The sequence below is a fragment of the Arthrobacter sp. Ha26 genome (assembly GCF_059091705.1).
In genome coordinates, this window is the sequence record NZ_JBNHGX010000001.1 from 934,605 (window position 1) to 961,347 (window position 26,743).

At 65.1% G+C, this 26,743-nt stretch carries 31 protein-coding genes; 16 read left to right on the forward strand and 15 right to left on the reverse strand.

What is annotated here, in order from left to right; all coding sequences use genetic code 11:
* Positions 1-5: 5 nt before the first annotated feature.
* A complete protein-coding gene (locus AC5RVY_RS04430; protein WP_493953469.1) occupies positions 6-512 on the forward strand; it encodes a DUF2231 domain-containing protein in 507 nt (168 codons plus the stop codon).
* Between the two features lie 233 nt (positions 513-745).
* Here the strand turns inward: AC5RVY_RS04430 and AC5RVY_RS04435 are convergent, their stop codons facing one another.
* Positions 746-934, reverse strand: coding sequence for a hypothetical protein (locus AC5RVY_RS04435; protein WP_493953470.1), 189 nt, complete (start codon positions 932-934; stop codon positions 746-748).
* A gap of 99 nt (positions 935-1,033) precedes the next feature.
* Positions 1,034-1,789, reverse strand: a complete 756-nt coding sequence (locus AC5RVY_RS04440; protein WP_493953471.1) for a ZIP family metal transporter — start codon at positions 1,787-1,789, stop codon at positions 1,034-1,036.
* 304 nt (positions 1,790-2,093) lie between these two features.
* Here AC5RVY_RS04440 and AC5RVY_RS04445 point away from each other — a divergent pair, with 304 nt between their 5' ends.
* Positions 2,094-2,567 carry a sensor histidine kinase gene (locus AC5RVY_RS04445; protein ID WP_493953472.1) on the forward strand — a complete coding sequence of 158 codons (474 nt, stop codon included), beginning with the start codon at positions 2,094-2,096 and terminating at the stop codon, positions 2,565-2,567.
* A gap of 79 nt (positions 2,568-2,646) precedes the next feature.
* On the opposite strand, the gene AC5RVY_RS04450 is transcribed toward AC5RVY_RS04445, so the two are convergent.
* Positions 2,647-3,258, reverse strand: coding sequence for an NADPH-dependent FMN reductase (locus AC5RVY_RS04450; RefSeq protein WP_493953473.1), 612 nt, complete (start codon positions 3,256-3,258; stop codon positions 2,647-2,649).
* Positions 3,259-3,468: 210 nt separating this feature from the next.
* On the opposite strand from AC5RVY_RS04450, the gene AC5RVY_RS04455 reads away from it, so the two are divergent.
* Together AC5RVY_RS04455 and AC5RVY_RS04460 are read left to right on the forward strand one after the other, a co-directional pair.
* Positions 3,469-3,624, forward strand: a complete 156-nt coding sequence (locus tag AC5RVY_RS04455; protein WP_493953474.1) for a hypothetical protein — start codon at positions 3,469-3,471, stop codon at positions 3,622-3,624.
* A gap of 170 nt (positions 3,625-3,794) precedes the next feature.
* Complete coding sequence (locus AC5RVY_RS04460; RefSeq protein WP_493953475.1) at positions 3,795-4,775, forward strand: SRPBCC family protein; 981 nt, start codon at positions 3,795-3,797, stop codon at positions 4,773-4,775.
* 131 nt (positions 4,776-4,906) lie between these two features.
* On the opposite strand, the gene AC5RVY_RS04465 is transcribed toward AC5RVY_RS04460, so the two are convergent.
* The gene (locus tag AC5RVY_RS04465; protein WP_493953476.1) at positions 4,907-6,904 is read right to left on the reverse strand and encodes a rhamnogalacturonan lyase; all 1,998 of its coding nucleotides are present in this window, start codon (positions 6,902-6,904) and stop codon (positions 4,907-4,909) included.
* Between the two features lie 368 nt (positions 6,905-7,272).
* Here AC5RVY_RS04465 and AC5RVY_RS04470 point away from each other — a divergent pair, with 368 nt between their 5' ends.
* On the forward strand, positions 7,273-7,914 hold the full coding sequence (locus AC5RVY_RS04470; RefSeq protein ID WP_493953477.1) for an NADPH-dependent F420 reductase: 642 nt from the start codon (positions 7,273-7,275) through the stop codon (positions 7,912-7,914).
* Between the two features lie 27 nt (positions 7,915-7,941).
* On the opposite strand, the gene AC5RVY_RS04475 is transcribed toward AC5RVY_RS04470, so the two are convergent.
* Positions 7,942-8,892 (reverse strand): SMP-30/gluconolactonase/LRE family protein, encoded by a 951-nt coding sequence (locus AC5RVY_RS04475; RefSeq protein WP_493953478.1) that lies wholly within the window; start codon positions 8,890-8,892, stop codon positions 7,942-7,944.
* A 200-nt stretch (positions 8,893-9,092) separates the two neighbouring features.
* Between AC5RVY_RS04475 and AC5RVY_RS04480 the strand changes: the two genes are divergently transcribed.
* Positions 9,093-9,431: a hypothetical protein gene (locus tag AC5RVY_RS04480; protein WP_493953479.1), complete on the forward strand. Its 339-nt coding sequence runs from the start codon at positions 9,093-9,095 to the stop codon at positions 9,429-9,431.
* Between the two features lie 39 nt (positions 9,432-9,470).
* On the opposite strand, the gene AC5RVY_RS04485 is transcribed toward AC5RVY_RS04480, so the two are convergent.
* The 3 genes from AC5RVY_RS04485 to AC5RVY_RS04495 all read right to left on the reverse strand — a co-directional run bounded on the left by AC5RVY_RS04485 (position 9,471) and on the right by AC5RVY_RS04495 (position 11,725).
* Positions 9,471-10,403, reverse strand: a complete 933-nt coding sequence (locus tag AC5RVY_RS04485; protein ID WP_493953480.1) for a threonine/serine dehydratase — start codon at positions 10,401-10,403, stop codon at positions 9,471-9,473.
* A gap of 1 nt (position 10,404) precedes the next feature.
* The gene (locus tag AC5RVY_RS04490; protein ID WP_493953481.1) at positions 10,405-10,665 is read right to left on the reverse strand and encodes a hypothetical protein; all 261 of its coding nucleotides are present in this window, start codon (positions 10,663-10,665) and stop codon (positions 10,405-10,407) included.
* A 196-nt stretch (positions 10,666-10,861) separates the two neighbouring features.
* Complete coding sequence (locus AC5RVY_RS04495) at positions 10,862-11,725, reverse strand: hypothetical protein (protein ID WP_493953482.1); 864 nt, start codon at positions 11,723-11,725, stop codon at positions 10,862-10,864.
* Positions 11,726-11,937: 212 nt separating this feature from the next.
* Here AC5RVY_RS04495 and AC5RVY_RS04500 point away from each other — a divergent pair, with 212 nt between their 5' ends.
* Positions 11,938-12,696, forward strand: a complete 759-nt coding sequence (locus AC5RVY_RS04500; protein ID WP_493953483.1) for a GntR family transcriptional regulator — start codon at positions 11,938-11,940, stop codon at positions 12,694-12,696.
* 11 nt (positions 12,697-12,707) lie between these two features.
* Here AC5RVY_RS04500 and AC5RVY_RS04505 read toward each other — a convergent pair whose 3' ends face one another.
* The gene (locus tag AC5RVY_RS04505; protein WP_493953484.1) at positions 12,708-13,166 is read right to left on the reverse strand and encodes a PTS sugar transporter subunit IIA; all 459 of its coding nucleotides are present in this window, start codon (positions 13,164-13,166) and stop codon (positions 12,708-12,710) included.
* Entirely contained in the window at positions 13,166-13,396 is a 231-nt protein-coding gene (locus AC5RVY_RS04510; protein ID WP_493953485.1) for a PTS sugar transporter subunit IIB, read from the reverse strand. The genes AC5RVY_RS04505 and AC5RVY_RS04510 overlap by 1 nt, the downstream gene beginning before the upstream one ends.
* A gap of 231 nt (positions 13,397-13,627) precedes the next feature.
* Here AC5RVY_RS04510 and AC5RVY_RS04515 point away from each other — a divergent pair, with 231 nt between their 5' ends.
* The 4 genes from AC5RVY_RS04515 to AC5RVY_RS04530 all read left to right on the forward strand — a co-directional run bounded on the left by AC5RVY_RS04515 (position 13,628) and on the right by AC5RVY_RS04530 (position 17,682).
* Complete coding sequence (locus AC5RVY_RS04515; RefSeq protein WP_493953486.1) at positions 13,628-14,878, forward strand: PTS transporter subunit EIIC; 1,251 nt, start codon at positions 13,628-13,630, stop codon at positions 14,876-14,878.
* 67 nt (positions 14,879-14,945) lie between these two features.
* Positions 14,946-15,725, forward strand: a complete 780-nt coding sequence (gene nagB, locus AC5RVY_RS04520) for a glucosamine-6-phosphate deaminase (RefSeq protein ID WP_493953487.1) — start codon at positions 14,946-14,948, stop codon at positions 15,723-15,725.
* Positions 15,726-15,727: 2 nt separating this feature from the next.
* Positions 15,728-16,480 carry a copper homeostasis protein CutC gene (locus AC5RVY_RS04525; RefSeq protein WP_493953488.1) on the forward strand — a complete coding sequence of 251 codons (753 nt, stop codon included), beginning with the start codon at positions 15,728-15,730 and terminating at the stop codon, positions 16,478-16,480.
* Positions 16,480-17,682 carry an N-acetylglucosamine-6-phosphate deacetylase gene (locus AC5RVY_RS04530; RefSeq protein WP_493953489.1) on the forward strand — a complete coding sequence of 401 codons (1,203 nt, stop codon included), beginning with the start codon at positions 16,480-16,482 and terminating at the stop codon, positions 17,680-17,682. The genes AC5RVY_RS04525 and AC5RVY_RS04530 overlap by 1 nt, the downstream gene beginning before the upstream one ends.
* A 62-nt stretch (positions 17,683-17,744) precedes the next feature.
* Here AC5RVY_RS04530 and AC5RVY_RS04535 read toward each other — a convergent pair whose 3' ends face one another.
* On the reverse strand, positions 17,745-18,113 hold the full coding sequence (locus AC5RVY_RS04535) for a hypothetical protein (RefSeq protein ID WP_493953490.1): 369 nt from the start codon (positions 18,111-18,113) through the stop codon (positions 17,745-17,747).
* A 309-nt stretch (positions 18,114-18,422) separates the two neighbouring features.
* On the opposite strand from AC5RVY_RS04535, the gene AC5RVY_RS04540 reads away from it, so the two are divergent.
* Positions 18,423-19,547: an HNH endonuclease signature motif containing protein gene (locus AC5RVY_RS04540; protein WP_493953491.1), complete on the forward strand. Its 1,125-nt coding sequence runs from the start codon at positions 18,423-18,425 to the stop codon at positions 19,545-19,547.
* A gap of 33 nt (positions 19,548-19,580) precedes the next feature.
* On the opposite strand, the gene AC5RVY_RS04545 is transcribed toward AC5RVY_RS04540, so the two are convergent.
* From AC5RVY_RS04545 to AC5RVY_RS04555, 3 genes are all read right to left on the reverse strand, one after another.
* On the reverse strand, positions 19,581-20,483 hold the full coding sequence (locus tag AC5RVY_RS04545) for a Rieske (2Fe-2S) protein (protein ID WP_493953492.1): 903 nt from the start codon (positions 20,481-20,483) through the stop codon (positions 19,581-19,583).
* Positions 20,484-20,607: 124 nt separating this feature from the next.
* Positions 20,608-20,907, reverse strand: a complete 300-nt coding sequence (locus AC5RVY_RS04550) for a putative quinol monooxygenase (RefSeq protein WP_493953493.1) — start codon at positions 20,905-20,907, stop codon at positions 20,608-20,610.
* A gap of 39 nt (positions 20,908-20,946) precedes the next feature.
* The gene (locus tag AC5RVY_RS04555; RefSeq protein ID WP_493953494.1) at positions 20,947-22,350 is read right to left on the reverse strand and encodes a cation:dicarboxylate symporter family transporter; all 1,404 of its coding nucleotides are present in this window, start codon (positions 22,348-22,350) and stop codon (positions 20,947-20,949) included.
* Between the two features lie 236 nt (positions 22,351-22,586).
* Here AC5RVY_RS04555 and AC5RVY_RS04560 point away from each other — a divergent pair, with 236 nt between their 5' ends.
* Positions 22,587-23,000: an Hsp20/alpha crystallin family protein gene (locus AC5RVY_RS04560; RefSeq protein WP_493953495.1), complete on the forward strand. Its 414-nt coding sequence runs from the start codon at positions 22,587-22,589 to the stop codon at positions 22,998-23,000.
* Between the two features lie 208 nt (positions 23,001-23,208).
* A complete protein-coding gene (locus tag AC5RVY_RS04565) occupies positions 23,209-24,168 on the forward strand; it encodes a hypothetical protein (RefSeq protein WP_493953496.1) in 960 nt (319 codons plus the stop codon).
* Between the two features lie 41 nt (positions 24,169-24,209).
* Here the strand turns inward: AC5RVY_RS04565 and AC5RVY_RS04570 are convergent, their stop codons facing one another.
* Entirely contained in the window at positions 24,210-24,608 is a 399-nt protein-coding gene (locus AC5RVY_RS04570) for a cupin domain-containing protein (RefSeq protein ID WP_493953497.1), read from the reverse strand.
* Between the two features lie 370 nt (positions 24,609-24,978).
* Between AC5RVY_RS04570 and AC5RVY_RS04575 the strand changes: the two genes are divergently transcribed.
* Together AC5RVY_RS04575 and AC5RVY_RS04580 are read left to right on the forward strand one after the other, a co-directional pair.
* Positions 24,979-25,779: a hydroxypyruvate isomerase family protein gene (locus AC5RVY_RS04575; RefSeq protein ID WP_493953498.1), complete on the forward strand. Its 801-nt coding sequence runs from the start codon at positions 24,979-24,981 to the stop codon at positions 25,777-25,779.
* 58 nt (positions 25,780-25,837) lie between these two features.
* Positions 25,838-26,719: a 2-hydroxy-3-oxopropionate reductase gene (locus tag AC5RVY_RS04580; RefSeq protein ID WP_493953704.1), complete on the forward strand. Its 882-nt coding sequence runs from the start codon at positions 25,838-25,840 to the stop codon at positions 26,717-26,719.
* Positions 26,720-26,743: the final 24 nt, after the last annotated feature.

Below are 26,743 nucleotides of genomic sequence, written 5' to 3' on the forward strand. Positions count from 1 at the left end.
CAATCATGGCTGACCTCACTGCCCACCAACGGTCAAAGCACCCCAGAACCCCACTGGCCGGACCCTACGGGCACCCGCTCCACCCCACCCTGGTGACCATCCCGATCGGCGCCTGGACAGCGAGCCTGGTTTTCGACGTCGTGGCATTGCTTGGAAGCGACGACGCTCCCTTCCTCATCGGGGCTCAGTGGCTCGTGGGGATTGGCATCCTTGGTGCACTCGCCGCCGCCTTGTTTGGCCTGATGGATTTTATGACGCTTACCGCGGGAACACCGGCCCACCGGACAGGGCTCATCCACATGTCGCTGAACCTGACTGCCGTGGCCCTGTTCATCATCGGCTTCTTCCTCCGCCTTGGCGCTGATAAGCAGGACTTCACCCTGATTCCGTTCATCCTCAGCCTCATGGGCTACCTGGTGGTCGGCGCCTCCGGCTACCTCGGCGGAAAGCTTGCCTACCACTACGGAGTACGGGTGGCGGATGAAAAGACGCAGAGTGAAGGTTTCGTGTAGGCGCGTATCAGCGGATGAGGCGTTGATGCGGTTGGTATTTTGTGGCGAAAGCCCCCGCGCGAGTCATGCTCCAGCGCGGGGGCTTTCCATGCTTCCGTGTTGGGGAATTAACGTGGAAACAGAGAAGAATCTACCGGCAGGGAATCACGCAAAATGCCGATTTGGGCATGACTGCGGCATTCTTGATTGAACCTTGAGCCAGCGCGCTGCCGGCATCAAATTCGTCCCGCCGTTCAGTCGCTTTCCGGCCCCTCGGTTGCGTCCGGATCTTCTTCGGGCTCGAAGGTGTTTGGTTCTCCATCGGCGCCGATTCCCACACCGTCTTCCCTGCCGGGGATACCGCCGTCGTTGTTGCCCTGAGAGCCCTTGGCGCCGCTTTGCTGCTCGTCGTCAGGCAGTGAATCAGGTGAGTTGATCGTCATCGCTCCTCCTTCAATGGCCGGGCCTCCACGCTAACAGCCCCCGGGAAGAAAGGCGCCTGGCCAAGCCGAAAAAGTTGGGCCGGAACCCCTGGAAGTTGCCTAGCCCCCGACGTGGTGCACCGTGAATGCGGTCAGGAACCCGACCGAGGCAGTGAGCCCCGTGAGATTGTGGTGCTGCTCGAAGGCCTCCGGGATCATGGTGTCCGCGAGCATCGCCAGGATTCCCCCTGCCGCCACCGCGGTAATAAGTGCAACCACTTCTCCGGGTGCGTTTTCCAGGGCTGCGTAGCCGATGAGGGACGCGACTCCACAAAGCAGCGCGATCCCGCCCCACAGGCCGAAGACATATTTGGCGCTCCGGCCGGCCTTCTTCATGCCTGCGGTCCCGGAGAGCCCCTCGGGAACGTTGGAGATGAACACGGCAGCCATCATGGCCGGGCTAACCACTCCGCCTGCGAGCATGCTCACACCAAGCACCACCGACTCCGGGACACCGTCCAGCAGCGCACCCACGGCAATGGCAGTGCCGCTGCCGGGATCGTCCGATTCGGAGGGCTGCTGGTCACCCGAGCGCTTGCGGTGCTTGGCCCCCGCCCGGGAGAGCAGCATGTTGGCCCCGACGTACACCACGGCGCCAGCCAGGAACCCGACCACGGTGGGCCACAATCCCCCGCCCTGCACGGCCTCGTCCACCAGTTCGAAAGCCAGCGCGGAGATCAGGACGCCCGCGCCGAAGGACATGATGGATGAGACCAGCTTGGGCGGCAGCGACCACCGCCAGGACATCGCTGCCCCGAGGACCAGCGCCGCCCCGGCAACAGTTCCCCACAGCAGCGCCTGAATCCATACCGGCATGACTTCCCGCTTCCCGGCCGATCCAGCCCGTCTCACCCAACCGCCGGCCCCGCAAGCCGGCCTAGCCTCAAAGACCCCAGCGTAATACAGGCGTGTCAGTGAGCCCGGGAACCACGCAAGCAATCCAGGCGGCACGTGGCGGCGGGCTTCTACAGGGCCGGCCACCTGTCGTCGGACGCAAATCCGGCGCCCGCCCTCCGCCGCGCAGAATTGATCGGATCTTGCGGGAAACCTTGCTGCCCGTTGACGTTCCGGGTCCACGCTGGAGCCATAGGACCAACCAGCTTGTGGGGAGCAGGAAGTCATGGGAAACAAAGTGGTTTTTGATGAAGTTAAAACCGTAGGAGGAGTGCTTACGGATCAGCATCCGCTCGACTTCTACGCACTGGGGCTGGCCGGCTGCATCGACCGGCTCACCGGGCCCCTCCGCCAGCAGGGCACCGCGGTCCGCTGGGATACTCCGCACTGGGGCATCGAGATTCCAGCGAACTGCGCCACGCTTCTGTACCAGTCGGCGCGCGAGGCCCTCAGCAACGCCTTCAAGTACTCAGACGCCTCGCAGCTCAATCTCCAGCTCGCCGCAGTGGACCACGGCATCCGCCTGGTGGTGTCCGACGACGGCACAGGCTTTGACAGCAAACTCGCCACGTGCGGCCGGCACCACGGTTATGGCCTGCGGCTGATGTCCGTGGCCGTCCACGAAGCCGGCGGCACCGTGGACATCAGCTCCGCCCCCGGCCGGGGCACCAGCGTGACGGTCACCTTGCCGCTGGACTGAAAGCCCCGGATACCCGGCAAAAGACTCGGATGCCCGCCGTCGCTGGGCCGGCGGGCATCCGTACGCCTGGACTGCCGGGTTACCGGGAGAGCTTGGCGGTGTCCGGCTCCATGTCGCCGATGTGGCCGGGTGCGTTCGCGGCCAGGACGCGGGCAACAAAAGCGCTGTACTCATCCATGTAGTGACGCAGGAATTTGGCGGACGCCTCGTCCTTGACCTCGCCGTCCTCGCCGAACGCGGCGGGGTCGTAGTGGAAGTAGACCTCAGGGGCGTTCAGCTGCGGCGCATCCAGGAAGCTCAGCACGCTGCGCATGGAGGACTGCATCACCGCGGTCCCGATGCTGCCAGGGGATGCTCCGATAATGCCGGTGGGCTTGCGGGCAAAGGAGTTGCTCCCCCAGGGCCGGGACCCCCAGTCGATGGCGTTCTTGAGGGCACCGGGGATGGAGCGGTTGTATTCGGGTGAGATGAACAGGATGCCGTCGGAGCCCTCGATGGCCTCCTTAAGGGCTCGTCCTTCAGGCGGGAAATCGGCATCGTAGTCGTAGCTGTACAGGGGTAGGTCCTTGATGGGGATCTCCGTGAACTCCAGGTCCTCGGGAGCCAGTTTGATCAACGCGTTGGCCAGGACGCGGTTGATGGAGCCGGTAGCCAGGCTCCCCACGAAGTATCCGATCTTGAACGGTGCCATGAGTGTTCCTTCCAATGGCCAGTCAGCGCCGGCCGTCCATGTTCTGTTTGGAAAAGGTGCCGCCCGTGCTGGACGGCGATTGCTGCCCACTGCCTCACCAGTCCAACACAGAAGACCCGGCTCGGCCAGAGGTTCACCGCTCCTTGACAGGCCGTGCCGGGGAGCGCTGAATGATCTGTAGCGAAGTCCCCGGCGCGGTGAGGAGCAGGCATGAGCGAGAATCCATTACAGGATGAGCGGGTCCATACAGAGGCGCCCGCCGAGGGCGATCCCGATGCGGACGCCACAGAAATCCGGGCGCACTCGCAGGACCCGGCCGAGGGACCGGACACGCCGGACGCCACGTCTCCTGACCACAAGCAATAACTGACGGCTTTTCGCCTCCCCTGAACGCACTCGTACGCCTTGGAACAGCGGCGACGCGCCGACGTCGTACATCCCGCTCTGGAAACCAGCCCGCCCAAAAGGTATGTTGGTAAGCATGCTGATGATTTTTACCGACTCATCAGTTCCGGTTACACAGCGAAGGAGACGTTATGAGCACGAAGGTGGAAAAACGCATTCTGGTGAACGTACCGGTGAGTACCGCTTACAACCAGTGGACGCAGTTCGAGGAATTCCCGCACTTCATGGGCGGCGTCAAGAGCGTTACGCAGCTCAGCGACGACCGCCTGCAGTGGGTTGCCGAGATCGGCGGCGTCCGCAGGCAGTGGGAAGCCAAGATTTTGGAACAGATTCCGGACCGCAAGGTTGCATGGGCCGCCACTGAAGGCGCCACCAACGCCGGCTCGGTTGATTTCGAGGACGTGGGCGGCGGGCAGACCTCCATCCAGCTGACGCTCGAATACGAGCCCGAAGGCCTCATCGAAAAAGTGGGTGACAAGCTCAACGTGGTGGACCGCCAGGCCGAGGCAGACCTGAAGCGGTTCAAGGAATTCATCGAGGACGAGGGCTACGCCAGCGGCGCGTGGCGCGGCAGTGTCAGCTCCGGGGCGCCGGTGGGCACGCCGGGCGTCGAGGATGCTGCAGGATCCCGCGGCGACTCGGGCAGGGCAGGCGTATCCGGCAAGGTCGCAGCAGGCGTTGGCCTTGCAGCGGCGGCAGGCGCGGCGGCAGCCATGGCATCCGGCGGCAACAAGGAGACAGCAGAGGGTGGTGCGGACGTCACGGTAACTCCAGTGGATTCCGCAGAGCCGGTCATTGTCACGCCGGTTCCGACGGACATCACCACCGATACCACCGGCACCGCAGGAATGGGGACTGCGGGAATGGGCACCACGGGAACAGGCACCACTGCAGGCACGACGTCGGCAGCAGGCTCCACCGGCTCGGTCGCCGACCTGGGTGATGACAGGATCGGACACGCCTTTGACCAGACCAACGGGCTGGTGGACACCACCGGCGAGTCGGACGAGACGCTTGAGGGCGAGAACCGCAGCGCCGGCGAACGCCGCGATGACGAGCGGCGGCCCGACGGCGGCCTGCCTCCTGTTGGCGGCAACCTCGGCCAGCACTGACCGCAACCTGACCGCCTGAGGATCGTCCCGGCGTCGGACATGCCGGCACCGGACGGACGTTCCCGCAAAGCAAAGCGCCGCCCGCCTCTCCCCCGAGGCGGGCGGCGCTTGGCGTTGCTGCGTTGCTGCTGCTACTTGCCGGCGCCTGCGTAGAACACAGACGGTGCTGCCGGGGCCTCCATGCCCTCCCCGATGAAGAAGCTCGGGTGCGGTGGCTGGTTGTAGGCCACGGCCTCGCGGGCAACGCCGGTGCGGTACATCGGGTCATGCATCAGGGTGCGGAGCCGGACCTCGGTGGGCGAGGTGCTGGTGTAGATCCGCAGTTCCGTGCTGTCCGACGACGGGAAGACCAGTTCCTCGCGCCAGTCGCCCAGGAGGTCCGCCTGGAGCGACGGGTTGCCCTTGGTGCCGTTGTTGGTCCGCGCGCCCGTGGCGGTCAGGAGCCTGTCGCTGGTTTCGGTTTCCCAGTTCCACTTCGAAATGGTGGGAACGCCCACCTGCGTGGCGGCATCGAAGTCGTGGTCGACGATTTCGCGGAGCGGGTCACCGTCCCACCAGGCCAGGAAGTTGGCTGCCGGGATCTTTTCAGCAATCAGCTCACCCTTGGCTGAACGCAGCTGGCCTACCGGGGAGTTCCAGGCGGCGTCTCCGCCAACGGCCCAGCCTTCGGCTCCGGCGTAGCGCGGGTCGATGTCCCCTGCAGCGCCGCGGCCGGTGTCCCGCGTGGCCGGGATGCTCCAGAGGATCTCGCCGGTGGCGGCGTCACGGAAGGTGGCGCCGCGGTTGCCGCTCTGGCTCATGCTCTCGTGCACGGCGAAGGTCTCCAGGCCCGGGCGCGACGGGTCCAGGTCGCCTGTGTGGATGGCGTCGCCGTGGCCCAGCTTGGTGTTGTACAGGGGCTTGCCGTCGTCGTCGATGGTCATGGAGCCGAATACAAACTCGTCCTTGCCGTCCTGGTCAACGTCAGCCACAGAGAGGTTGTGGTTGCCCTGGCCCTTGTACTCGGCACCGGCGATGTCCGAATCGAAGGTCCAGCGCTTCACCAGCTTGCCGTCCACCAGGTCATAGGTGACCAGGACGGCGCGGGTGTAGTAGCCGCGGCTGAACATCATGGAGGGGTGTTCGCCGTCCACATAGGCGACGGCGGCGAGGAAGCGGTCCACGCGGTTGCCGTAGTTGTCACCCCAGGCAGCGACGGAGCCGCGGGGCGGGTCGTAGGGCACGGTGTCCATGATCGCTCCGGTAGCGCCGTTGAACACGGTAAGGAATTCCGGGCCGGACAGGACATAGCCGGCGCTGTTCCGGTAATCGGCTGCGGGGTCGCCGATCACGGTTCCGGCGCCGTCCGTGGTGCCGTCCGCCGTCTTCATGGACACCTCGGCCTTGCCGTCGCCGTCAAAGTCGTAGGCAAGGATCTGGGTGTAGTGGGCGCCGGCGCGGATGTTGCGGCCCAGGTCGATGCGCCACAGCTTGGTGCCGTCCATCTTGTAGGCGTCCACAAACACGTTGCCGGTGTAGCCGGACTTTGAGTTGTCTTGCGCGTTGGTGGGATTCCAGAGCTGGATGATCTCGTAGGTGCCGTCGCCGTCCAGGTCCGCGACGCTCGAGTCATTGGCCGTGTAGCTGTAGGGTTTTCCGTCCTTGCTGACGCCATCGGCCGGCTTATCCAGCTTGATGGGAAGGTAATTCTGGGCCAGCGGCGTGAACTCGGCGCTGAGCTTGTCCTGCCCATTGCCGTTACCCACGGTCTTGATGACGTACTTCGACGTTGCCGTACCCGCCGGGTCAACGTAGGTGGTGGTATCGCGGATGGGCTCGTCGGTGAGCTGGACGCCGTCTCGGATCACGTGGAATCCAACACTGTCCTGGTCCAGGCCCAACATGCGCCAGCCCAGGGTAACGCCCTGGTCCGTGAGCACTGCCACGGGCGCCCGGTCCAGGTTTTCCACCTGGCGCTTGAGCTCTGCCTGCTTTGATTGCCCGGGCGCGGTGCTGCTGTCCGCTTGTGCCAGGGGGAGGCCGGTGAAAGCAAGTGCTGCGGCCGTCAGGGAAGCTGCTGCAGCGAGGGGAGCCGCTTTCCAGGCGCGGCCGCCCCGGGATGAGGGGGAACATTTTGAGTGGTAAACCAAAAGAACATCTCCTTTGATGCGCCGGCAGCTGAGTCCGCCGGACGACAGTTGGAACGTTTCACTCCTCGGCTGACGAACCTGTCTGGGCGGTTCGGGCGGTGGTGCAGGAGGGAGGGAAATCGCTTTCTGCCCTTAACGTTTATCAGCGGCAGGAGCGAGGGGTCAAGGCTTCTCCGTTACTAACTGGGCGAATTTGTTCTATTGCGTTTTGTTATTGGCAGGACCTGCCCCTCCTGCGCTGGAGGAACCACGACGACGACCTGCCGCGCCATGCGGAGGCGGCAGGACGGCATCGTACGCGTTTCCTGCGGCATTTATTCCCGGAACGCTGTTGAAATATCTGCGCGGAAGCGGTGGTTGGGGGCGATATGACAACTATTGGAATCATCGGTGCAGGACATATTGGAAGCGCGATCGCCAGGAAGGCGGTGGAGCTGGGCTACGACGTGGTGATCAGCAACTCCCGCGGCCCGGAAACCCTGGCCGGGCTGGTGGCGGAACTCGGCCCTAAGGCGCGGGCCGCCACGGCTCCGGAAGCGGCGGAAGCAGGAGATTTCGCCGTGGTGACCGTGCCGCTCAAGAACTACAAGGACATCCCGGTGGTACCCCTGGCCGGCAAGATCGTCATCGACACGAACAACTACTACTGGGAGCGGGATGGCCACATCCCGGCACTGGATAACGGCGAGGCCACTACCTCGGGACTGCTCCAGGAACACCTGCCTGAATCGAAGGTGGCGAAGGGCTTCAACCACATCGCGGCCGCCCAGATCGCCACGGACGGGACACCCGCCGGCACCGAAAACCGCCGTGCATTGGCAACAGCCAGCGACTACCCGGAAGCTGCCGAACTTGTCACCCGCCTGTACGACGAATTTGGTTTCGACACTGTGAACATCGGTCTCCTCGAGGACAGCTGGCGTGTGGAGCGCGACCGGCCCGCGTACGTGGTGCGGCAGAACGCCCAGGAACTGAAGGACAACCTAGGCAAGGCTCCTCGGACCATCTAGCAGCCGATTATGCAGTTGGGGTTTTAGCTAGTCACGTGCGGGCACCAACACCACTTCATACTGCGTAGCCTGCTTTCCAAACTTCGCGTTGACCGCGGCGAGGGTGTTGCCAAACCTGGCTACCGTCGTCGGAATGTCGAACTGCTTACTGGTGATCACGTCCTGCACCGTGAAGCAGGACAGGTCGCCGGACAGCTTGAGCCTGCTGATCTGGTTGGACATGTTCTGGACCGCCCACAGGGTGCGGCCCTTGACCAGGATCCCGTCGACGTTGGGCAGGCTGACCCCTTTGATCACGGCACTTTCGCCGCTGGTCGGGTCAACGGTGTAGAGCTGGGAGTTGCCCGAGTGGGCCACAATCAGGACTTCGCCGCCCTTGGCGGCAGCGATGCCGTTGAGATTGAAGGCATCACCGGCGTCGCCGGCCGGGCCAGTAAGCGGCAGAATCTTGAGGTCCCCCAGCTTCCCGTGCCTGCCCACCGGGATGAAGTAGAGTTCCGCAGCGGCGGAGTTGGTAAACCAGGCACCGTGGTCGGTGAGGGTCACGTCATTGATGAACCCGGAGCCCAGAACGTATTCCTTTACGGTCTTGCGGGTTTCGGTGTTGTAGACGAAAGCCTTGCCGGTAGCCCCGCCCGCCACGAAGAGCAGGTGGTTGCTGACATCTGCCTTCATCCCCACGGCCATCCTGCCGTCGGGCGCATCGATGAAGAGCCTGGCAGTATCCTCCCGGATGTCGCCGCGGAAAATGTCGCCGGTCATCAGGTCGCCGGCATAGAAAGTCCTGCCCTCCCCAGCCGCGATGCCCTCGGCGGAGGTGGCGCCGTCGAGCATAATGACGTCGTCACTGTTGGGTGGCGAGGCCGCCGCCGGAAGGGCAGAGGGCAGGAAAAGGGCCAGAAGGGCGATGACCCCGGCGGCTGCGTGGCGTTTCGCTGTTCGGCCCTGAACTGTTCGACGTTGTACTGTTCGGCGCATGATGCTTCCTCGATGGGATGGGAACGCACGGGGCCGATCTGCGGCAGCTCCGCACGATGGTGGTGCCATTTTAAGCACCGGCAGGAAGCCCCGCCAGAACTTGGTGCCCCCTTCATAAGGAAGGGGGCAAGGTCCACGGACCGGCAATCGTGCCCCGGTTCTGCTTACAATCGAAACCTCAATCAACTACTGAGGGACCCATGAAGAAACTCGCCACAGCCTTGATCGCCGCCGGACTCGTTGTCTCCGCCACGGCCTGCACCGCCTCCAACCAGCTCACCACCGCGGAAACCTGCGAGCGGATCCAGAGCGTGGTATCCAACCCGGCCAACAACGCCGGCAAAACGGGCATGAACCGCCTCGCCAACCAGATCCGGCCCATTCACGAGGTTGCCTCCGATGACCTCAAGCCCGCCCTCGAGTCCATCCTCGAATACACGGATGAGCAGGCCAAGGAGACGCCGGACGAGGCCAGGATTGCCGAACTGCAGGCCAGCTACGAGGAAGCCGGGAGCACCTACCAGAAGTTCTGCAGCTAGCCTTTACTGCTGGTTGACCGCGCACCGGACCCGGCTGCCCTACAAGGTGGCCGGGTCCGTGTTAGCTCCGCAGAGGATGACCGCCACGCGCTCCCCCGGCCTTGGCACGTAGCGGCCGGAGCTCAGGGCAGCGTACGCAGCCGCGGCGCCGTGTTCCACCACCAGCCGGTAGTCGTCCCACAGGAGTGAGCGTGCGGTGACGATGTCGTCGTCGGACACCAGGACGCTCTCGACGCCGGTGCTGACCGCGACGGAGAAGCCGATGTCACCGATGCGGCGGGCCCCCAGGGAGTCCGAGGCGACGCCCGATACTGCGACGTCGACGGGTTCTTTCGCGGCGAGGGCGGCGTGAAGCGTGGGCGCGTTGTCGGGCTCCACGCCCACCACGTGGGCATGGCGTTCCACCGCTGCAGCGATTCCGGCCATCAGCCCGCCGCCGCCCACCGCCACCAGCACGGTGTCCACTCCGGCGATCTGCTCCAGCACTTCCGTTCCCACCGTTCCGGCTCCGGCTGCGATCTCGGGCTGGTCGTAAGCGTGGCAGTAGACGGCCCCGGACTGTTGCGCATGCGCCACGGCGGCCTGGTACGCCTCAGCGTATTCAGCTCCGCCCTGGATCACAGTGGCACCGATGGCCCGGAGCTTTTTTACCTTCACGGCCGGCGCAGCAGCCGGAACGAATACCGTTGCCGGTACTCCCAGTTGGGCTGCCGCGTACGCGTTGGCCAGACCGGCGTTTCCGCCGGAAGCGACCACAACACCCACGGCGGGATCCAGCTCACCGCGCTCCTTGCTGGCCAGGATGCGGTTCAGTGCACCGCGGACCTTGAAGGTGCCGGTGTGCTGCATGAATTCGCACTTGAACCACACCTCCCCGGGGAACGCATCTGCATCCGCCTGCAGGACGGGCGTTATCCGGGTGAGCCCGGCCGTGCGCCTGGCCGCATCCTCAACATCGGCGCGGGTGATCATATCAGACGTCGTCGTCCCAGTTTCCCGGCTCGTCCAGGGCTTCCTCGGGCTTGTGTTCCTGCGGCGGTGCACCGCTCCCTGAGTACGACGCCGGCACTGTTCCCGCAGCATGCGCCTGCTGCTCCTCGCGGATGTTGCCCGCGCCGGGGAGCTCCGGGTGCTGGCCGCTCTGCGGGGCCTGCGTCGGCTTTTTGGCTTCGTCCGGATCGCCGGGACCGCGAAGGTCGGCGGTGTTGCGGGGCTCTTCACTGGACGTGGTCATGATTCTGCCTTTCACCTGGGTTCCGGCTGCTCTCCCCCCGGTGGTGCCCGGGGTCAAGACTCCAGCCTACGGTCACTGCTGCTACAGATTGCGGTCAAGCCAACGCCGGCGCCGTCAGCAACCCCGGCTGGCTTAACCGGCTGTGTACAGAAAGGCGGGCAGGAATATCCTGCCCGCCTTTGTGCTGCCCTTGGGGTTACCGTGAAGCGGAAGGCGATGCGGAGGACATGCTGCTGTCTTCACTCTCCGTTGACGTGGCCGTAGCCGACGCGGAACCGGTCGGTGAGGATGTGCGCGTGGAACCCGAGGTGCTGGTGGACGTGGGGCTGGAAGTCCCGCTGCCGCCGTCGGCCTTCTCCAGGACCTCATTGATCAGGTCCTCAAGTTCCTTCTGGTCTGTGTCACCCAGATCTGCACCGCTCTTGGTGGCAACCACCAGGAGCTTGCCCTCGGCAGCGGATACCTGCATCAGCTTCTGCTGGTTCTCGCCCGTGCGGGTGCTGAGGGTGGCGAAAGTCTTCTCGGCGTCAGTGTCGGCCTGGAGTTCCTCGCTGTTGACCTCATAGGTCTGACCCAGCGCGGTCACCGAGAACTTGTCGCACTGGTCCATTTTGCCGCTGATCTTATCGAGGACTTCGACGGCGTCCGGCCCCTCGCTGCCCGACTGGGCGGACAAGGTGCGCGGCTGGTCGCCCTCGGAAAGCGCAACGGCAACGTCACCGCTTTCCACCTTGTCCAGGAGCCCAGCGGTGGCGATGTCCTTGCAGTCCGATGGGTCCACGGTTGCCGTGCTCAGGAGCAGGTTGGCGATGTTGCCGCCCTGGTCCACCTGCTCCTTGGAATAAAGCTTCAGCTCGTTGCCGTCCTCGTCCTTCATTCCCGAGATCAGGTCGCGGAGCTCATCCTCGGTGTACACCTTGGCCTCCGCTGACGCACTGGCGCTCTGGGTAGCCGTTTGGGTGGACGTTGGGCTTGCCGCACCGCCGCCGCCGCCGCCCGTGCAGCCAGCCAGTGCAATCATCGCTGCCGCCAAAACTCCCAGCGCAGGTACTTTTCGCATAGGTACAACCCCCTCGAAATAGAAAGCATGCTTAGTGTTTCTAACACTAAGGGTATGTCCGGAGCTTGGCAAAGAACTGAGCCTAACTTTTAATTTCGGCTTCGTCATGGGCGGGCCAGTAGCCTCGCCTTCCCCTTGCCCCGGCGGTGGCGTGTGGAATAATCCGAGGAAGTGGTCCTCACCGGACCGCTCCAGGATCGAAGGGGCCTTCCGTGCCAGCCACAGCACCATCAAGGAGCAGCGCTCCGGCGGCGAGCGCGCCCATCAACAACACGCAGGTCCCCAAGCATGAGCAGTTGCGCCTGATCATCCTCAAGCTGGCAAAAGAGGAACTGGAGCCGGGCGCCCGGCTCCCCAGCGAGCGCACCCTGATGGACTCCTACGGCGTCAGCCGCATCACGGTACGTGCCGCCATTGGCCGGCTGGTCAACGAAGGGCACCTGGTCCGCGTTCCCGCTAAGGGCACATTCGTGGCGGACTCCCCCGTGCAGTCCACCCTGCACCTGGCCTCCTTCACCCAGGAAATGGAGGCCATGGGGCACGTTCCCAGCACCGTAGTGCTGGTGGCGGAGGCCGCCGCGGTCCCTGACGACACCGCCGAGGCGCTGAGCTTGAATCCGGGTTCCGAGGCCTTCCATCTCAAGCGCCTCCGGCTGGCGGACGGCCGTCCGGTCAGCGTTGATGATGCCTGGTACAACCCGGAGCACGCACCAGGGCTGCTGGACATCGACCTCACCGGATCCGTATACAAAGCCCTCGCAGCGCAGTTCGGGCACCAGATCGACAGGGCCCGCCAAAGCGTGAAGTCCGAGGGCGCCCCTGCAGACGTCGGGGCGCTCCTCGGCACTGGAACAGGAGCGCCGGTCTTGGCATTCGACCGGGTCTCCTATTCAGGCCACCTGGCCATCGAGCATTCACGCTCCTGGTACCGCTCCGACCGCTACTCCCTGAATATGGAAGTCCGGCTCTAGGAGCAGGCCCGTCAGTCCAGCGAGAACAGCTCCTGCCCTGCGGTGACAGTGCCGCTTCCGATAAGGGTTGCCATGTCCGGCTTGGTGTCGAGGACGACGACGGGACTCACCATCGAGTAACCGGCCGCGAGGGCGGCGCTGGGATCGACGCGCATGACGGCGGCACCGGCGTCGACAGTGTCGCCTTGGGCGATGAGCAGCTTGAAGCCTTCGCCCTTGAGCTTGACCGTATCGATGCCCACATGGGTGAGGACGCCGCGCCCGGAGGACTCAACCACCACAAAGGCGTGCGGCAGGAGCTTGATCACCTTTCCCGCCACGGGGGACACGACGTCGAACATCTCGCCTGCCGGCGGTTCCACGGCGGCGCCGGAACCCACCATCTGGCCGGCGAAAACAGGGTCCGGGACGTCGGCAAGGGGAACCACGGTACCGGCGATGGGCGCGAGGACCACGAGGGACTGCGCCACTAGAGGAGGTCCTCGATGTCTTCGGCCAGGGTGTCGGCCTCGGGGCCAACGATGACCTGGACGGCCGTGCCGGAGGCCAGCACGCCGTGGGCTCCGGCGGCTTTCAGCGACGCCTCATTCACGAGGGCACCATCCTTGACCTCAGTGCGGAGGCGGGTAATGCAGGCTTCAATCTCCACAATGTTGCCGGCTCCGCCCAGGCCTTCGATGATCTTTTCTGCTTTGGACATGGTTGCCCTTTCTGACGGTGCCCGCTCGGAGCACAGCTTCATCACCGGGGCCGGCGGCCCAAGTGCGACCAATTATGTCTTCCACCGCCGGCTATTTGAATGGTCCGGCTGGCTTTCCCCTTGCCTTGACAGGCGCTCGTGGGATGGATCACACTGAACTGGTCATAACCAGACAGTACCGGCTGGAACCCCTCCTTTACAAGCCCCACCCGAACCCGCAGAGGTGCAACCATGTCAACATCCGAGACCGCCGCCTTGGCTCCCGAAAAGAAGCCAAACAAGGCGTTTGCCACCCTGCAGCACCTGGGCCGCACCCTGATGCTGCCCATCGCTGTCCTTCCCGCCGCAGGCATCCTCCTGCGTATCGGCCAGGCCGACCTGCTCGGCGCCATCCCTGGATTCGAAGGCGGCGCCGCCGTCATCTCCGCCGCCGGCAATGCCGTCTTCACTTGGCTGCCGCTCATCTTCGCCGTGGGCATTGCCATCGGCTGGGCCAAGAAGGCCGACGGTTCCACGGCACTGGCCGCCGTAGTTGGCTACATGGTGATCGACGGAGTCTTCAAGGCCATGTCCCCGCTGGTCTTGGCCGGACAGGTTGATCCGGCCGGCAAGCCCGCCATGATCAACTACGGCGTGCTCGCCGGCATTGTGGTGGGCCTGCTCTCCGCATCGCTATGGCAGCGGTTCTACCGCACAAAACTGCCCGACTTCCTCGGATTCTTCAGCGGCCGCCGCTTGGTGCCCATCCTGACCTCCGTTACCAGCCTGGTGGCCGGCGTCGTCCTTGCCCTGGCCTACCCGCTCTTCAACGCTGGCCTTTCCGCAGTGGGCCAGGCCGTGGCCAGCAACGCTGTAGTGGGCGGGGGCATCTACGGCTTCGCCAACCGCATGCTGATCCCCGCCGGACTCCACCACATCCTGAACTCGGGCGTCTGGTTCCTCATCGGCGACTACACCGACGCTTCCGGCCACCTGGTCCGCGGTGACCTCAACCGCTTCTTCGCCGGTGACCCCAGCGCGGGTATCTTCATGACCGGATTCTTCCCCATCATGATGTTCGGCCTGCCGGCAGCAGCACTTGCCATCTGGCGCCACGCGAAACCCTCGCAGAAGAAGATCGTGGGCGGCATCATGCTCTCCACCGCCCTGACCGCTTTCTTCACTGGCATCACCGAACCGCTTGAGTACGCCTTTATGTTCGTGGCGTTCCCGCTCTACATCGTCCACGCCGCCCTGACCGGAACGTCCATGGCCCTGGTCAACGCGCTGGGTATCCATCACGGCTTCACGTTCTCTGCCGGCCTGATCGACTTTGTCCTGAACTTCGGCAAATCACAGAACGGCTGGCTGCTCATTCCCATCGGGCTCGGTTACGCGGTGATTTACTACTTCCTCTTCTCCTTCGTGATCAAGCGCTGGAACCTTCGCACCCCCGGCCGCGAGGATGACGAGGTCACCGTGGAGACGGACGCCGCGAAGTAACCCGCACCGCCACTGCCCCCGTACTGCTCACTCCGCAGGCACACCGACACCGAAAGCATCTTCATCTATGGAAATCGTCATCCTTCCCACACCCGCAGACGTGGCCCGCACGGCCGCAGACGCCATCGAGCAGCAGGTCCGCAGCGGCCCGTCCGTCCTTGGCCTGGCCACGGGGTCCACACCCCTCGGCACGTACCGGGAACTCATCGCACGGCACCGGAATGACGGGCTGAGCTTTGCCGGGGCGCAGGCTTTCCTCCTCGATGAGTATGTGGGCCTGCCCAGTGCACACCCGCAGTCCTACCACTCGGTGATCCGGGAGGAATTCGTGGACAGCGTGGACTTTGCGGCCGGGGCAGTGCATGGGCTGGATGGTGTGGCGGAGGACCTCGAGGGCGAGACACAGCGGTATGAGGCCGCTATTGCGGCGGCAGGCGGAGTGGACATCCAGATCCTGGGGATCGGCACGGACGGCCACGTGGGCTTCAACGAGCCAATGTCCTCGCTTTCATCCCGGACCCGTATCAAGACGCTGACACAGCAGACCCGTAAGGACAACGCGCGCTTTTTCGCGGATCCCGCGGCTGTTCCGGACCATGTCCTCACCCAAGGCCTGGGCACCATCCGGGAGGCCCGGCACCTGTTGCTGCTGGCGATGGGCGAGGCCAAGGCAGAGGCGATCGCGGTGGCCGTGGAGGGTCCGGTTGCCGCGATCTGCCCGGCCTCCGCGCTGCAGCTTCATCCGCACGTCACGGTCCTGGTGGATGAGGCAGCGGCATCCAGGCTGGCTCACCGGGAGTACTACCAGGACACGTTTGGGCGCAAGCCCGCCTGGCAGGGGCTCTGAGGGTGGCAGGGATTCAAAGGGTCCTGGGGCTGCCGCACCTTGAGCTGGCCGTGGAGAGTGCCGACGGCGTCCGGTTGGCGGAGTCAGTGGGCGCAGCACGGGTGGAACTGTGCGCTGCCCTCGCCGAGACGGACGGCATCACGCCGAGCATTGCCACGGTGGAGCAGGCGTGCCTCGTGGGACTGCCCGTCCACGTCCTGGTCCGCCCGCGCACCGGCAGCTTCACCTATACCGCCGCCGAGCTTGAGGTGCTGGAGAGGGACGTGGAGGCGGCATTGGATGCAGGTGCCGCTGGCGTCGTCGTGGGGGTTTTGGCGGCCGACGGCGGACCGGACGTTCCCGCCCTCCTGCGCCTTTCTGAGGTGGCCCGCCGTCGCCATCCCACTGCTGAAGTAACCTTCCACCGCGCGTTCGACGCCGCCCTCGCTGCCGGCGCGGACCCTGCTGATGCCTTGGCGAGGCTGGAACGCGCCGGCGTCAACCGCGTGCTGACCAGCGGCGGAAGCGCCGACTGCACCGCCGGGCTCCCCATGCTGGCGCGGTTGGTGGAGCTGGGACGGAACCACGCGCCGTCGGTACAGATCATGGCCGGCGGCGGAGTACGCCTGGAACTGATGCCGGAACTGGTCCGCGCCGGCGTCCATGCCGTTCACACGTCAGCCCGCGGACTGGACCCTTCCACCGGGTCCAGGGCGCGTGTTGCAGATCCCATACTCGCTGCCGGCATGGCGGCGGCTCTGCGAAAGGCTGCGTGATGGGCGGGGAATTGATACTTCGGGGGCGCGTGGTGTCCTCAAGCATGGATGTCGACGACGGACTCGTCGCGGTGGCTGGCGGCCGGATTACCTACGCCGGGCCGGCGTCGGGATTTCCTGGCGAGGCCGGTGGTGCAGTTGCTGCCGGGGACTCTGCCCGCATACTGTTGCCCGGCCTGGTGGACCTCCACTGCCACGGCGCCCATGGCACTGACTTCGCCGAAGGATCGGAGGAGGGCTCCCGCGCTGCTGCCCGCTACCTTCACAGCCGGGGCACCACAACACTGCTGGCCAGTTTGGTCACCGGAGCGCCGGCGGACCTGGTCCGGAACCTGAAGGTGCTGCGGTCGCTGACTAAGGAGGGGCTGGTGGCCGGATCGCATCTTGAAGGCCCGTTCCTGTCCGGCCAACAGTGCGGGGCGCATGACCCCGCGCTGCTGCTGGAACCCGACGCCGAACTCCTGACTGAACTCTTCGAGGCGGCTGGTCCTTCCCTGGCTTCGATGACCCTGGCGGCCGAACTGCCGGGTGCGTCGGGCCTGGTGGACCTGCTCACATCACGTGGGGCCATCCCTTCGTTGGGGCACACTGCAGCCGAACATTCCGGTGCGGCTGCCTTCCTGGAGCGGGCCGCCGTCGGACTTGCCGATTCTTCCGGCGCTGGCCGGAGACCCACCGTGACCCACCTCTTTAATGCCATGCCCACCATGCACCATCGCTCCCCTGGTCCGGTCTCCGCCTGCCTGAGTGCAGCGCGGGGCGGGACTGCGGTGGTGGAACTTATTGCTGACGGCGTCCACCTCGCCCCGGAAACCGTCAAGACAGTCTTCGAGCTGGTGGGAGCGGAGAACATCGCGCTGGTAACGGATTCCATGGCCGCTACGGGTCTGGCTGATGGCCAATACCGGCTGGGGCCCCTGGCCGTCACGGTTGGGGGAGGCGTGGCGCGCGTGGACAACACTGGTGCCATCGCCGGCGGAACTGCCACATTGCTGGACGTTGTCCGATCCACCGTTGCCGCCGGCGTCCCCTTGCGGGAGGCGGTCACGTCGGCCACCGCAGTCCCGGCGGGGGTCTTGGGACTGTCGGGGAAGGCAGGTGACCTTGGCGTGGGGATGCCTGCCGACGTCGTTGTGGTTGACCGTGAACTGAAGCTGGCAGGAGTTCTGCGCCGGGGCGAGTGGGTGGCTGCACCCGCATAGTCGGCCGGGCTTGCCCGCCAGCCGCACCCGGACCTGGGCCAGCCCGAATTGTCAGACCCCCGTTAGATGATGTTCGTATGGGAAACGGCGAGGGCATGGCAGCGGCGATGGAGGGCATTTATGCCTCCGTCGCGGGCCTCGATGCGCTGTTCCTCGAAGATGACCGGCTGGAAGCTGGCACTGCAGCCGGCGCCGGTGCCGGTGGTAGTCGCGATGCTGGTGTGGATGTGCTGCAGCGCCAGTATGAGATCCGGCTGGAACGGATGTCGGTAGTGTCTCGGTTGGAGGCCCAACTGGCCGCGGTGAAAGCCCGGGACGCAGCCGAGGCGATCGAAATTCAGCACGCGATGACCCCACCGGACGCGCCCGCACATGAACGGACCTACGCCGAGATGTCCGCGGTCGAGGAAATCGCCGGGGTCGCTGACCATCAGCTCCGCCGCCGCCGGAGCACTCGTCACCCAATCCCGCCAACTCACCGCCCTGCCACTTGCCATGGACGCCCTGTCCGCCGGGACCATCTCCTGGATGCACGCCCGGATCATCGCCGACGAAACAGACAGCCTCGACCCCACCGGCGCGGCCGCCCTCGTCGCCCATGTCCTGAACCCGAACCCGGCCCGCGGAGCCGCCGCCGGCGAACTGATACCGTCCCGCTTCCGGTCCCGAGTCCGTAGCTGGAACGCCACCACCCCGAATCCCTCGAAAAACGCCACACCAAAAGCGCCGCGGACCGGCGGATGGAATGCACCCCGGACCGCGACGGCATGGCCTGGGTGTCGCTCTACCTCCCCGCCGGCCAGGCATCAGCCATCTGGAACCGCACCACCGCCCTCGCCCGCGGCCTCCAAGGCCCCGACGAACCGCGCACCCTCACCCAACTAAAAGCCGACATCGCCGCCAGCCTCCTGCTCCGCGCCCCCGCTGCAACCGGCACCGCCGACCACGAACCCGCCAGCGGCAATAGATACCCGGAGGTGGGCAAAGTCCCGGCACCCAAGGTCGACGTGCTCGTCACCGTCCCGGTCCTCGCACTGTTCGGCGCCACCGACGAACCCGCCACCCTCGACGGGTTTGGCCCGATCCCGGCCTCCATGGCCCGCAAACTCGTCACCGACGGTGCCACCTCGTTCTACCGGGTCCTGGTCGATCCCCGCGACGGGGCGCCACTGGAAATCGGCCGCACCAACTACCGCCTCACCACAGCCATGAAAAAAGCCCTGCACCTCAGGGACGGCAAATGCACCTTCCCCGGCTGCAACAACCCATCCCCGGACAACGACACCGACCACCTCACAGCCTGGCACCACGGCGGAACCACCGGCATCAGCAACCTCGCCCAACTCTGCCCCAAACACCACCGCCTCAAACACAACACCCGCTGGAACCCCACCCCAGCAACCCACACCGAACCACCCGGCTGGACCTCACCCACCGGCCGCCACTACAAAGCCGAACAACCCGACCGGGAACCACCACACTGGCCACCCGGACTCCTGACCCGCGCAACCGACACAGCCGGGCTTCCGACCGGTGTACCACAGCGGCCATCCGGGCTCCCGACCGGTGCACCACAGCGGCCACCCGAACAACCCGACCGGGAACCACCACAATGGCCACCCGGACTCCTGACCCCTGCAACGGAACCAACCGGGCATTTGACCCAAGCAACGGAAACGCCGGGATTCATGGACTTCCCGAACGTTGACCCGCCCTTTGAAGAACCAGTCGATGACAACCTTGAAGATCCCCACGACTTCCCGCCGGACGACCCCATCTGGGCCGACTTCTACGCCCACCCACCGAAACTGCCGAAAGACCCGCTCAAAGAGTGGGAGCGGGAGTGGAACATGGTGAAGTCCTGAAGCCGCCTGAAAACTTGAGCTGCGCCAAAAGAGTCAGTCTGCGCCGGGAAGGTTCACTTCCACGAGTCCGCCAGTGACCCGTGATTCGAACCGCGGCTGCCGGGAAGTTGCCGGTCCGGCCTGCACCTCGCCGGTACGCAACGAGAAGGTGCTGCCGTGCCAGGGACACACGACGCAGGGGTCGCCGCCGTCGTTACCTGAACCACCAGCCCGGTTGCCGCCCTTAAGCTTGCCCTCGTGCAGAGGTCCGGAGAGGTGGCTGCAGACGTCGGACAGAACACTCACAGACTCCCCCTCCCGAAACACGAGCAGCGGAAGCCCCGCCACGACGCGCTGGTGGAGCTTCCCGTCCGGCAGGTCCTCCAATGGCGCAAGCTGCTGCCAGCCGCTGGGAAAACGGTGCGGGACATCCTCGCTGTGGTTCACGCCGGCTGCCTGCCGGTAGCTCAGGTGACCGCCCAGGAAGCCGCCGAAGCTGACTACGCCCAGGCCCAGATAGGCGAGCACCTTCCCTGCCCCCTGCCGTCCCTGCCCACGCGCCACCAGTGACGCGGTGTAGAGGCTGACGGCCGTGATGTTGGCTGTTGCATGGACAAGTCCCACCCGCTGCTGCTGGCTGTGGAGCTGCGACCAATCCATAAAACCGGCCACGGCGGAAGGCACAGCGGTTGCGCTGCCCACGCCGATCAGGACGGTTGCCGCCTTGTCGTTGCCGGGTAGTGCGTCCAGGACTGCGGCTGAAATCCAGGAACCCAGCGGAACCTGGACTGCCAGCGGATGAACCGGGTGCCCGATGGGAACTCCATGCAGGATGTCGCGGGCCCACTGCGGGCGGATGGTGCGTTTGACGAACTTCCGGACCTTTTTGGCCACAGGATCCAGCCAGTCGGCGTCTTCCAGTCGGGCAACAAGCTCAAGTGCAGGCAGCGGTTTCATGTGTCTCCCTTACCCCGTTCGTGGGTCTGCATTGGTACAGTGCAGTCGATGCCGGTCAGCCTAGCGGCTGAGGGGCAGAAGGCACAGGGGTGAGCAGCACACCATCCGCGGGCTGATTCCGCGGTCAGTGCAGCGGAGACCCCAGCACCCTGAACTGGTTGCCGCCCATCTCACCGGACAGCAGGGGCATGGCCTCGGCAATGGCTGCCCGTACGCTGTCCAACTGCAGCGACGCCCGGTGCGCCTCCGGCGATTCCCACAGCTCGCACACGAACACCGTATCCGCCGACTCGTCGTTCACGCCCACCTCGTAGAGCAGGCAACCGGCTTCCTTCAATCCCGGCATGGGGCGGAGGAGGATGGAGACCACGGCGTCGCGCCGGCCGGGTTTGGTTCCGAGACTTCCCACATTCGCAAAGGTCATGGGGATAGTGTGCGGCACGGGCACGACAGAACGGGGAAGCTAGGGCACGGTGGCGGTGAGGGCAGGCGCTGTTGGTCCCTCACTAGCCGTGCTCTCTCCGGCCGTGTCCTCTCCCGCAGTGCTCTGTCGGGCCGTGCTCTCACCGGCAAAGGCGCGGAGCATCGCGGCCCTGTCAAACTGGCCCTCCCACTTGGCCACAACAAATGTGGCCACGCAGTTCCCCAGCAGGTTCACCACCACGCGCATGGAGTCCATGAGCCGGTCCGCGCCAAGGAGGAGCGCGACGCCGGCGACGGGAAAAATCCCCAGGGCACCCGCCGTCGCGGAGAGCGCCAGGAACGCCGAACCGGGCACGCCGGCCATACCCTTCGAGGTCAGCATCAGGACACCCAGGGCGGCGAGCTGCTGCCCAAGATCCAGGTTGTGGCCGAAAGCTTGCGCCAGGAACAGCAGCGAAATGGACAGGTACAGGGCTGCACCGTCCAGGTTGAAGGAGTAGCCGGTGGGGACCACCAGGCCGGTGGTGGCCCGAGAACAGCCGGCATTGGTCAGCTTGCTCATGATGCGCGGAAGCACGGACTCGGTGGAGGCGGTACCGAGGGCCAGGAGGAATTCTTCCCGCGTGTACTTCATGAACTGCCAAAGCGGCACCCGCGGATACACCCATGCCACCACGAACAGCAGTGCAATGAATACGAGGGCAGCACCGTAGCAGGCAGCTATGAGCAGGGCGTACGTGCCGAGCGATTCCAGTCCGTACTGTCCGATGATGAACGCCATGGCCCCGAAGGCACCGACGGGAGCCACCCGCATCACCCAGGCCATGATCTTGAAGAACAGCTCCAGCACAGTTTCCATCAGCGTGATCACCGGAAGGCACCGGTCGCGCCCCACCGCAATGATGGCGGCCCCGAAGAACACCGCAAAGCACAGCACCTGCAGGAGGCTGTTGCTGGCAAAGGCACCCACCACGCTGGCGGGGATGATCCCGAGGAGGAATGTGCCTGCATCCGTGGGCGGCGCTGTGGTGGTCTTCGCGTTAAGGGCATCCTGGGACAGCGACGCCGGATCGATGTTCAGTCCCGCCCCCGGCTGGACCAGGTTTCCCACCACAAGCCCGAACACCAGGGCGAAGAGCGTTGCTGCCGTGAAATAAGCGAGCGCTTTGATCCCCACCCGCCCCACAGCCTTGACGTCGCTGACCGCCGCAATCCCGGTAACGATCACAAGGAAGATCAGCGGCGCGATGATCATCTTGATGAGCTGGATGAACCCGTCCCCGAGGGGCCGGAGCCCGGCGCCGATATTGGGCCAGAAGTGGCCTATCAGGATCCCGACGAGTACCGCAACCAGGATTTGGAAGAAGAGTGATTTATACAGCGGTTTCCTGCTGGCCCGGGTATCCGGTTGCGGTGAGGGTGCTGCCGTGGCGCTGATGTTCATGGCGGTGCCTGTTCGTTGAAGACGGCCGGCACACGGGATGCCGCTGGGTCATGAGCAACGGTAGAAAAATGATGTTTCCGGAAAGATAAATCCGTGATGCGGAAGTATTAAGCGGCGGTTGAAGGCCTAAAGGGTGTGGCAGAGGCGGCAATTCCGGCCGAAAATAGTCCTAGGAACGTGATGCACTAGCTCGCCGCAGCCCAAGCGCAGCAAATCGATCGAAAGGAGTACTTGGGATGAACAACAGCATTCTTCGGCGGACCGGTTCCGACATCACCGAACCCCTTCGGCGCTTCTTCGAAGGGGACATGGACACCTGGCTCCGGACCGAGGAGTACCGGGAAGATGGGACGCTGGTGGTTAAGGCCGAGGTCCCCGGCATCGACCCCGAGAAGGACGTAGACATCACCCTGACCGGCGACCAGCTGCGGATCACTGTCCGGCGGGAAGAGAAGTCGGAACACAAGGGCAAGGACGGATACCGGTCCGAATTCCGTTACGGCACGTTCTCGCGCTCCATCACGCTCCCCGGCCCCACAGACCAAAATGACGTGAAGGCCACCTACCGCGACGGTGTGCTTGAGGTCCGTGTGCCGGCGCCCGACCCCGAAACTACTGAACGCCGCAGGATCCCTATCATCAGGGGTTAATCACAGGGAGGTACGACGGCGACGGCGGAGTCCCGCTGCCGTCGCGCCTCTTTCCACCCTGCCGCAGGTCCTTCCGCCCTCCCCCAAGCCGGACGCTCCTGTTTCCACCGGAAACACGGTTAATCCAGTCGGTGTATTATTCTGCTGTCCTCTTACGCAGCCATCACCAGCACTGCCCTGTGCTCACACAACGGGCAAAGGAGCCTTCATGAGCCATGCCAACCCGACCGGGCCACGGTCAGTCGCTGCACCGTTAGCAACACCCGCCCTGGAGCGGGAGCGCAGGATGAGCCTGTGGACGTGCGCTCTCATCGGAGTGCTGGCGGGTTTGCTGGGCCTGGCGCCTTGGCTGGTTTCCGGCGCACAGCTGCCGCTGCAGAACCTGTGGGCGAGGGACGTCCTTCCGGAGCAGATGCCGCTATCGCTCCTGCCGCTGAGCCAGTACGAACTCACCACACTCGTCGCGCTGATGACGGTGGGCGGAGCAGTTGCGGGTGTCGCCGTCCGGTTGTGCAAGCCAGAACGACGCCGTGCGGCCACCTGGACCACCGCAGCAGGGGTCCTCGCCGTGCAGTGTGGGGCCACCGTTCAGTCTTTCAGTATTGTCCGCGCTGGACTGGCTCCGGGATCGGCATCCGGTCTTTACTTCGGGGGCCTGCTCGCCGGGGTGGTTGCCGCCATCGCTGCAAGCCTGGTGGCGCTCCTCCTCCTCGCGTCGCGGCCCAAGCCACGCGTTGCCCTCGGCGCAGGACTTATGGCCGTACCCTTTGCGTCCTGGGTGGTCGAGTGGTTCGTAAACCTCAGCGGCGTCGGCAATGTTCCTGACGTGGTCCTCGTGCTGGGGCACTGGCTACCGCCGGTCCTGGTGGGCGTGGCGCTGGCCTGGTGCGGCCTTCGGCCTCCCGGCCGGGTGCTGGTGTGGGTTGCGGACCTGGTCCTGCTGTGGGTGGTTCCGGCATTGTTCACCTCGGTCAATTACGTCTTCGGCACCCGGGTGTACTTGGGCGACTTTGACGAGATGGCCCTGATGGCGCGCCAAATCCTGGCCGCTACCCTCGGGCCTGCGGGCGGAGCCGGATCCATCGTTATGCTCGCCATCGCCATGGCCTTGGTGGGCGCCGGCGCACTGGAAGTCCAGCGTCGGCGGCAGGCACTGCCCGCCGGGTGACTCGGCGGCTTTCAGCGACTGATCAGGTCAGCAGGAAAAGCTTAGAGCAGGGCGTGCATCCCAAAGCTGCGGGGCCTGCCCAGCGAGGCAGCGCCGAGAAACTCGACGGCGACGAAGGGCTCATCGCCCACCACCCATTCATCATGGCCGGGAGGAAGCGCATAGGAATCATTGGTGCGGATGGTTGACCTCCCGCCGTCGGCCGTTTCAACCTCAAGCTGCCCGGAAATGCAGTAGCCGAGGTGGTGATGCTCGCAGTAGTCAGTTTGCTCGGCAGGCTTGGCCGACTCGGACCACCGCCAGCCGGGGGCGAGGATCAGCCGCGCCACCGAGTAGTCATCAACAGTGACGAGGTCGAACTCCGCCTTGTCCGGGCAACGCTTCCTATCAGGATCATCAAACGACTTAACTGCCAATGCTCTGATGAAATTCGCGGTCATGTGGACACAGCCTATTGATCAGAAGAGGACGCCTGGTTGCGAACCAGACGATGGGTTCGGATACCGACGAGCGGTGAAGTATATCGAGACCTGGCCATACACGCCTCTGCCCCGGCGCATACGTGTTCGCCAAACAGTGCCAGCGTATCTATAACCGTAGTCCCACCACCCCTGAAGTCAATGGCTCACCGGACCTACTGGAGGGTGAGGGCTTGCAGCATCCTTCCGCATCCGGGCCCCCTTGACTCCCCCCACCCTCCTTCCCTACACTTTTCATAAAGCAGAATCTAAATTCCACAAAGCGGAAACCGACCGAGAGGCCGGGGAAGCAGGGGAATATGGATCAAAGCCCTCCCCGGAAGGACCTACGATGACGTACACAGTGAACTGCTCCATCCTCCTTACGGAGCTGCCCCTGCTCGAGCGCCCTGCCGCCGCCAAGGCAGCGGGCTTCGATGCCGTCGAGTTCTGGTGGCCCTTCGAAAGCTCCGTACCCTCCGACACCCAGGTCACCGAATTCGAGAACGCCATCACGGACGCCGGCGTCCAGCTCACCGGCCTGAACTTCAACGCCGGCAACATGCCCGGCGGTGACCGCGGCCTGGTGTCCTGGAAGGGACGCTGCTCCGAGTTCAAGGACAACATCGACGTTGTCGCCGGCATCGGCGAGCGCCTGGGCTGCAAAGCCTTCAACGCCCTCTACGGCAACTGCCAGGACGACTTCACCCCCGAAGAGCAGGACGAGCTCGCCGTCAAGAACCTCGCCGCAGCAGCAGAAGGCGTGGCCCGGATCGGCGGCACCGTCCTCCTCGAACCCGTCAGCGGCGCACCCAGGTACCCGCTCCTCACAGCCGACGACGCACTCCAGGTCATCGCCCGCGTCAAGGCCGAGGCCGGCGCAACCAACGTCAGGCTCCTCGCGGACTTCTACCACCTGTCCGTCAACGGCGACGACGTCGAATCCGTCATCGAGAACCACGCCAAGGACTTCGGCCACATCCAGATCGCGGACAACCCCGGCCGCGGCGCCCCGGGCACCGGCACCCTCCCGCTCGGCGAATGGATCGCCCGCAGCCGCGAACTCGGGTTCGAGGGCTACATCGGCCTCGAGTACAAGGAACCGCAGGAAACGGCCTTCAGCTGGGCCATCCGCCAGCGGATCTCCCAGTAACGGTCCCACCCCCGGGCTCGACCACCGCACCACCACACAGACTTTCCAGAAAGAGAACATCATGAGCAACGTTGCAGTTATTGGACTCGGAATCATGGGCCTGCCCATGGCCATCAACCTGGTCAAGGCCGGCCACACCGTCACCGGCTTCAACCGCAGCCAGGACAAGATCGACAAGCTCGTCTCCGAAGGCGGAAAGGGTGCCACCAGCATCGCCGACGCCGTCAAGGAGGCCGACGTCGTCATCACCATGGTGCCGGACTCCCCCGACGTGGAAGGCGTCGTCAGCGGCGAAGAAGGCGTGTTCGCCCACGCCAAAAAGGGCACGCTCTGGATCGACGCGTCAAGCATCCGCCCCGACGTCGCCAAGCGCCTTTCGGACGAAGCGCGCGAAGCCGGCATCCGCCCGCTCGACGCCCCGGTTTCCGGCGGCGAACAGGGCGCCATCGACGCCGTCCTCTCCATCATGGTCGGCGGCGACAAGGAAGACTTCGACGCCGCCGCCGAGGTGCTGAACGCCGTCGGCAAGACCATCGTCCACGTCGGCCCCTCCGGCTCCGGCCAGACCGTCAAGGCAGCCAACCAGCTCATCGTCGCCGTCAACATCGAGGTCCTCGGCGAGGCCATCGCCTTCCTCGAGGCCTACGGCGTGGACACCGACGCCGCCCTCAAGGTCCTTGGCGGCGGCCTGGCCGGCTCCAAGGTCCTGGATCAGAAGGGCCAGAAGATGCTGGACCGCAACTTCGACCCCGGCTTCCGCCTCGCCCTGCACCACAAGGACCTGGGCATCGTCACCTCCGCCGCCCGCGAAGCCAACGTCGCCGTCCCCCTCGGCGCCGTCGTCGCACAGCTCGTCGCCGCCACCGTCAACCAGGGCGACGGCGCACTGGACCACTCGGGACTCTTCAAGCAGGTCCTCCAGCTCAGCGGCCGGGAGTAACCCCGGCGCCAAGGCGCAATAACA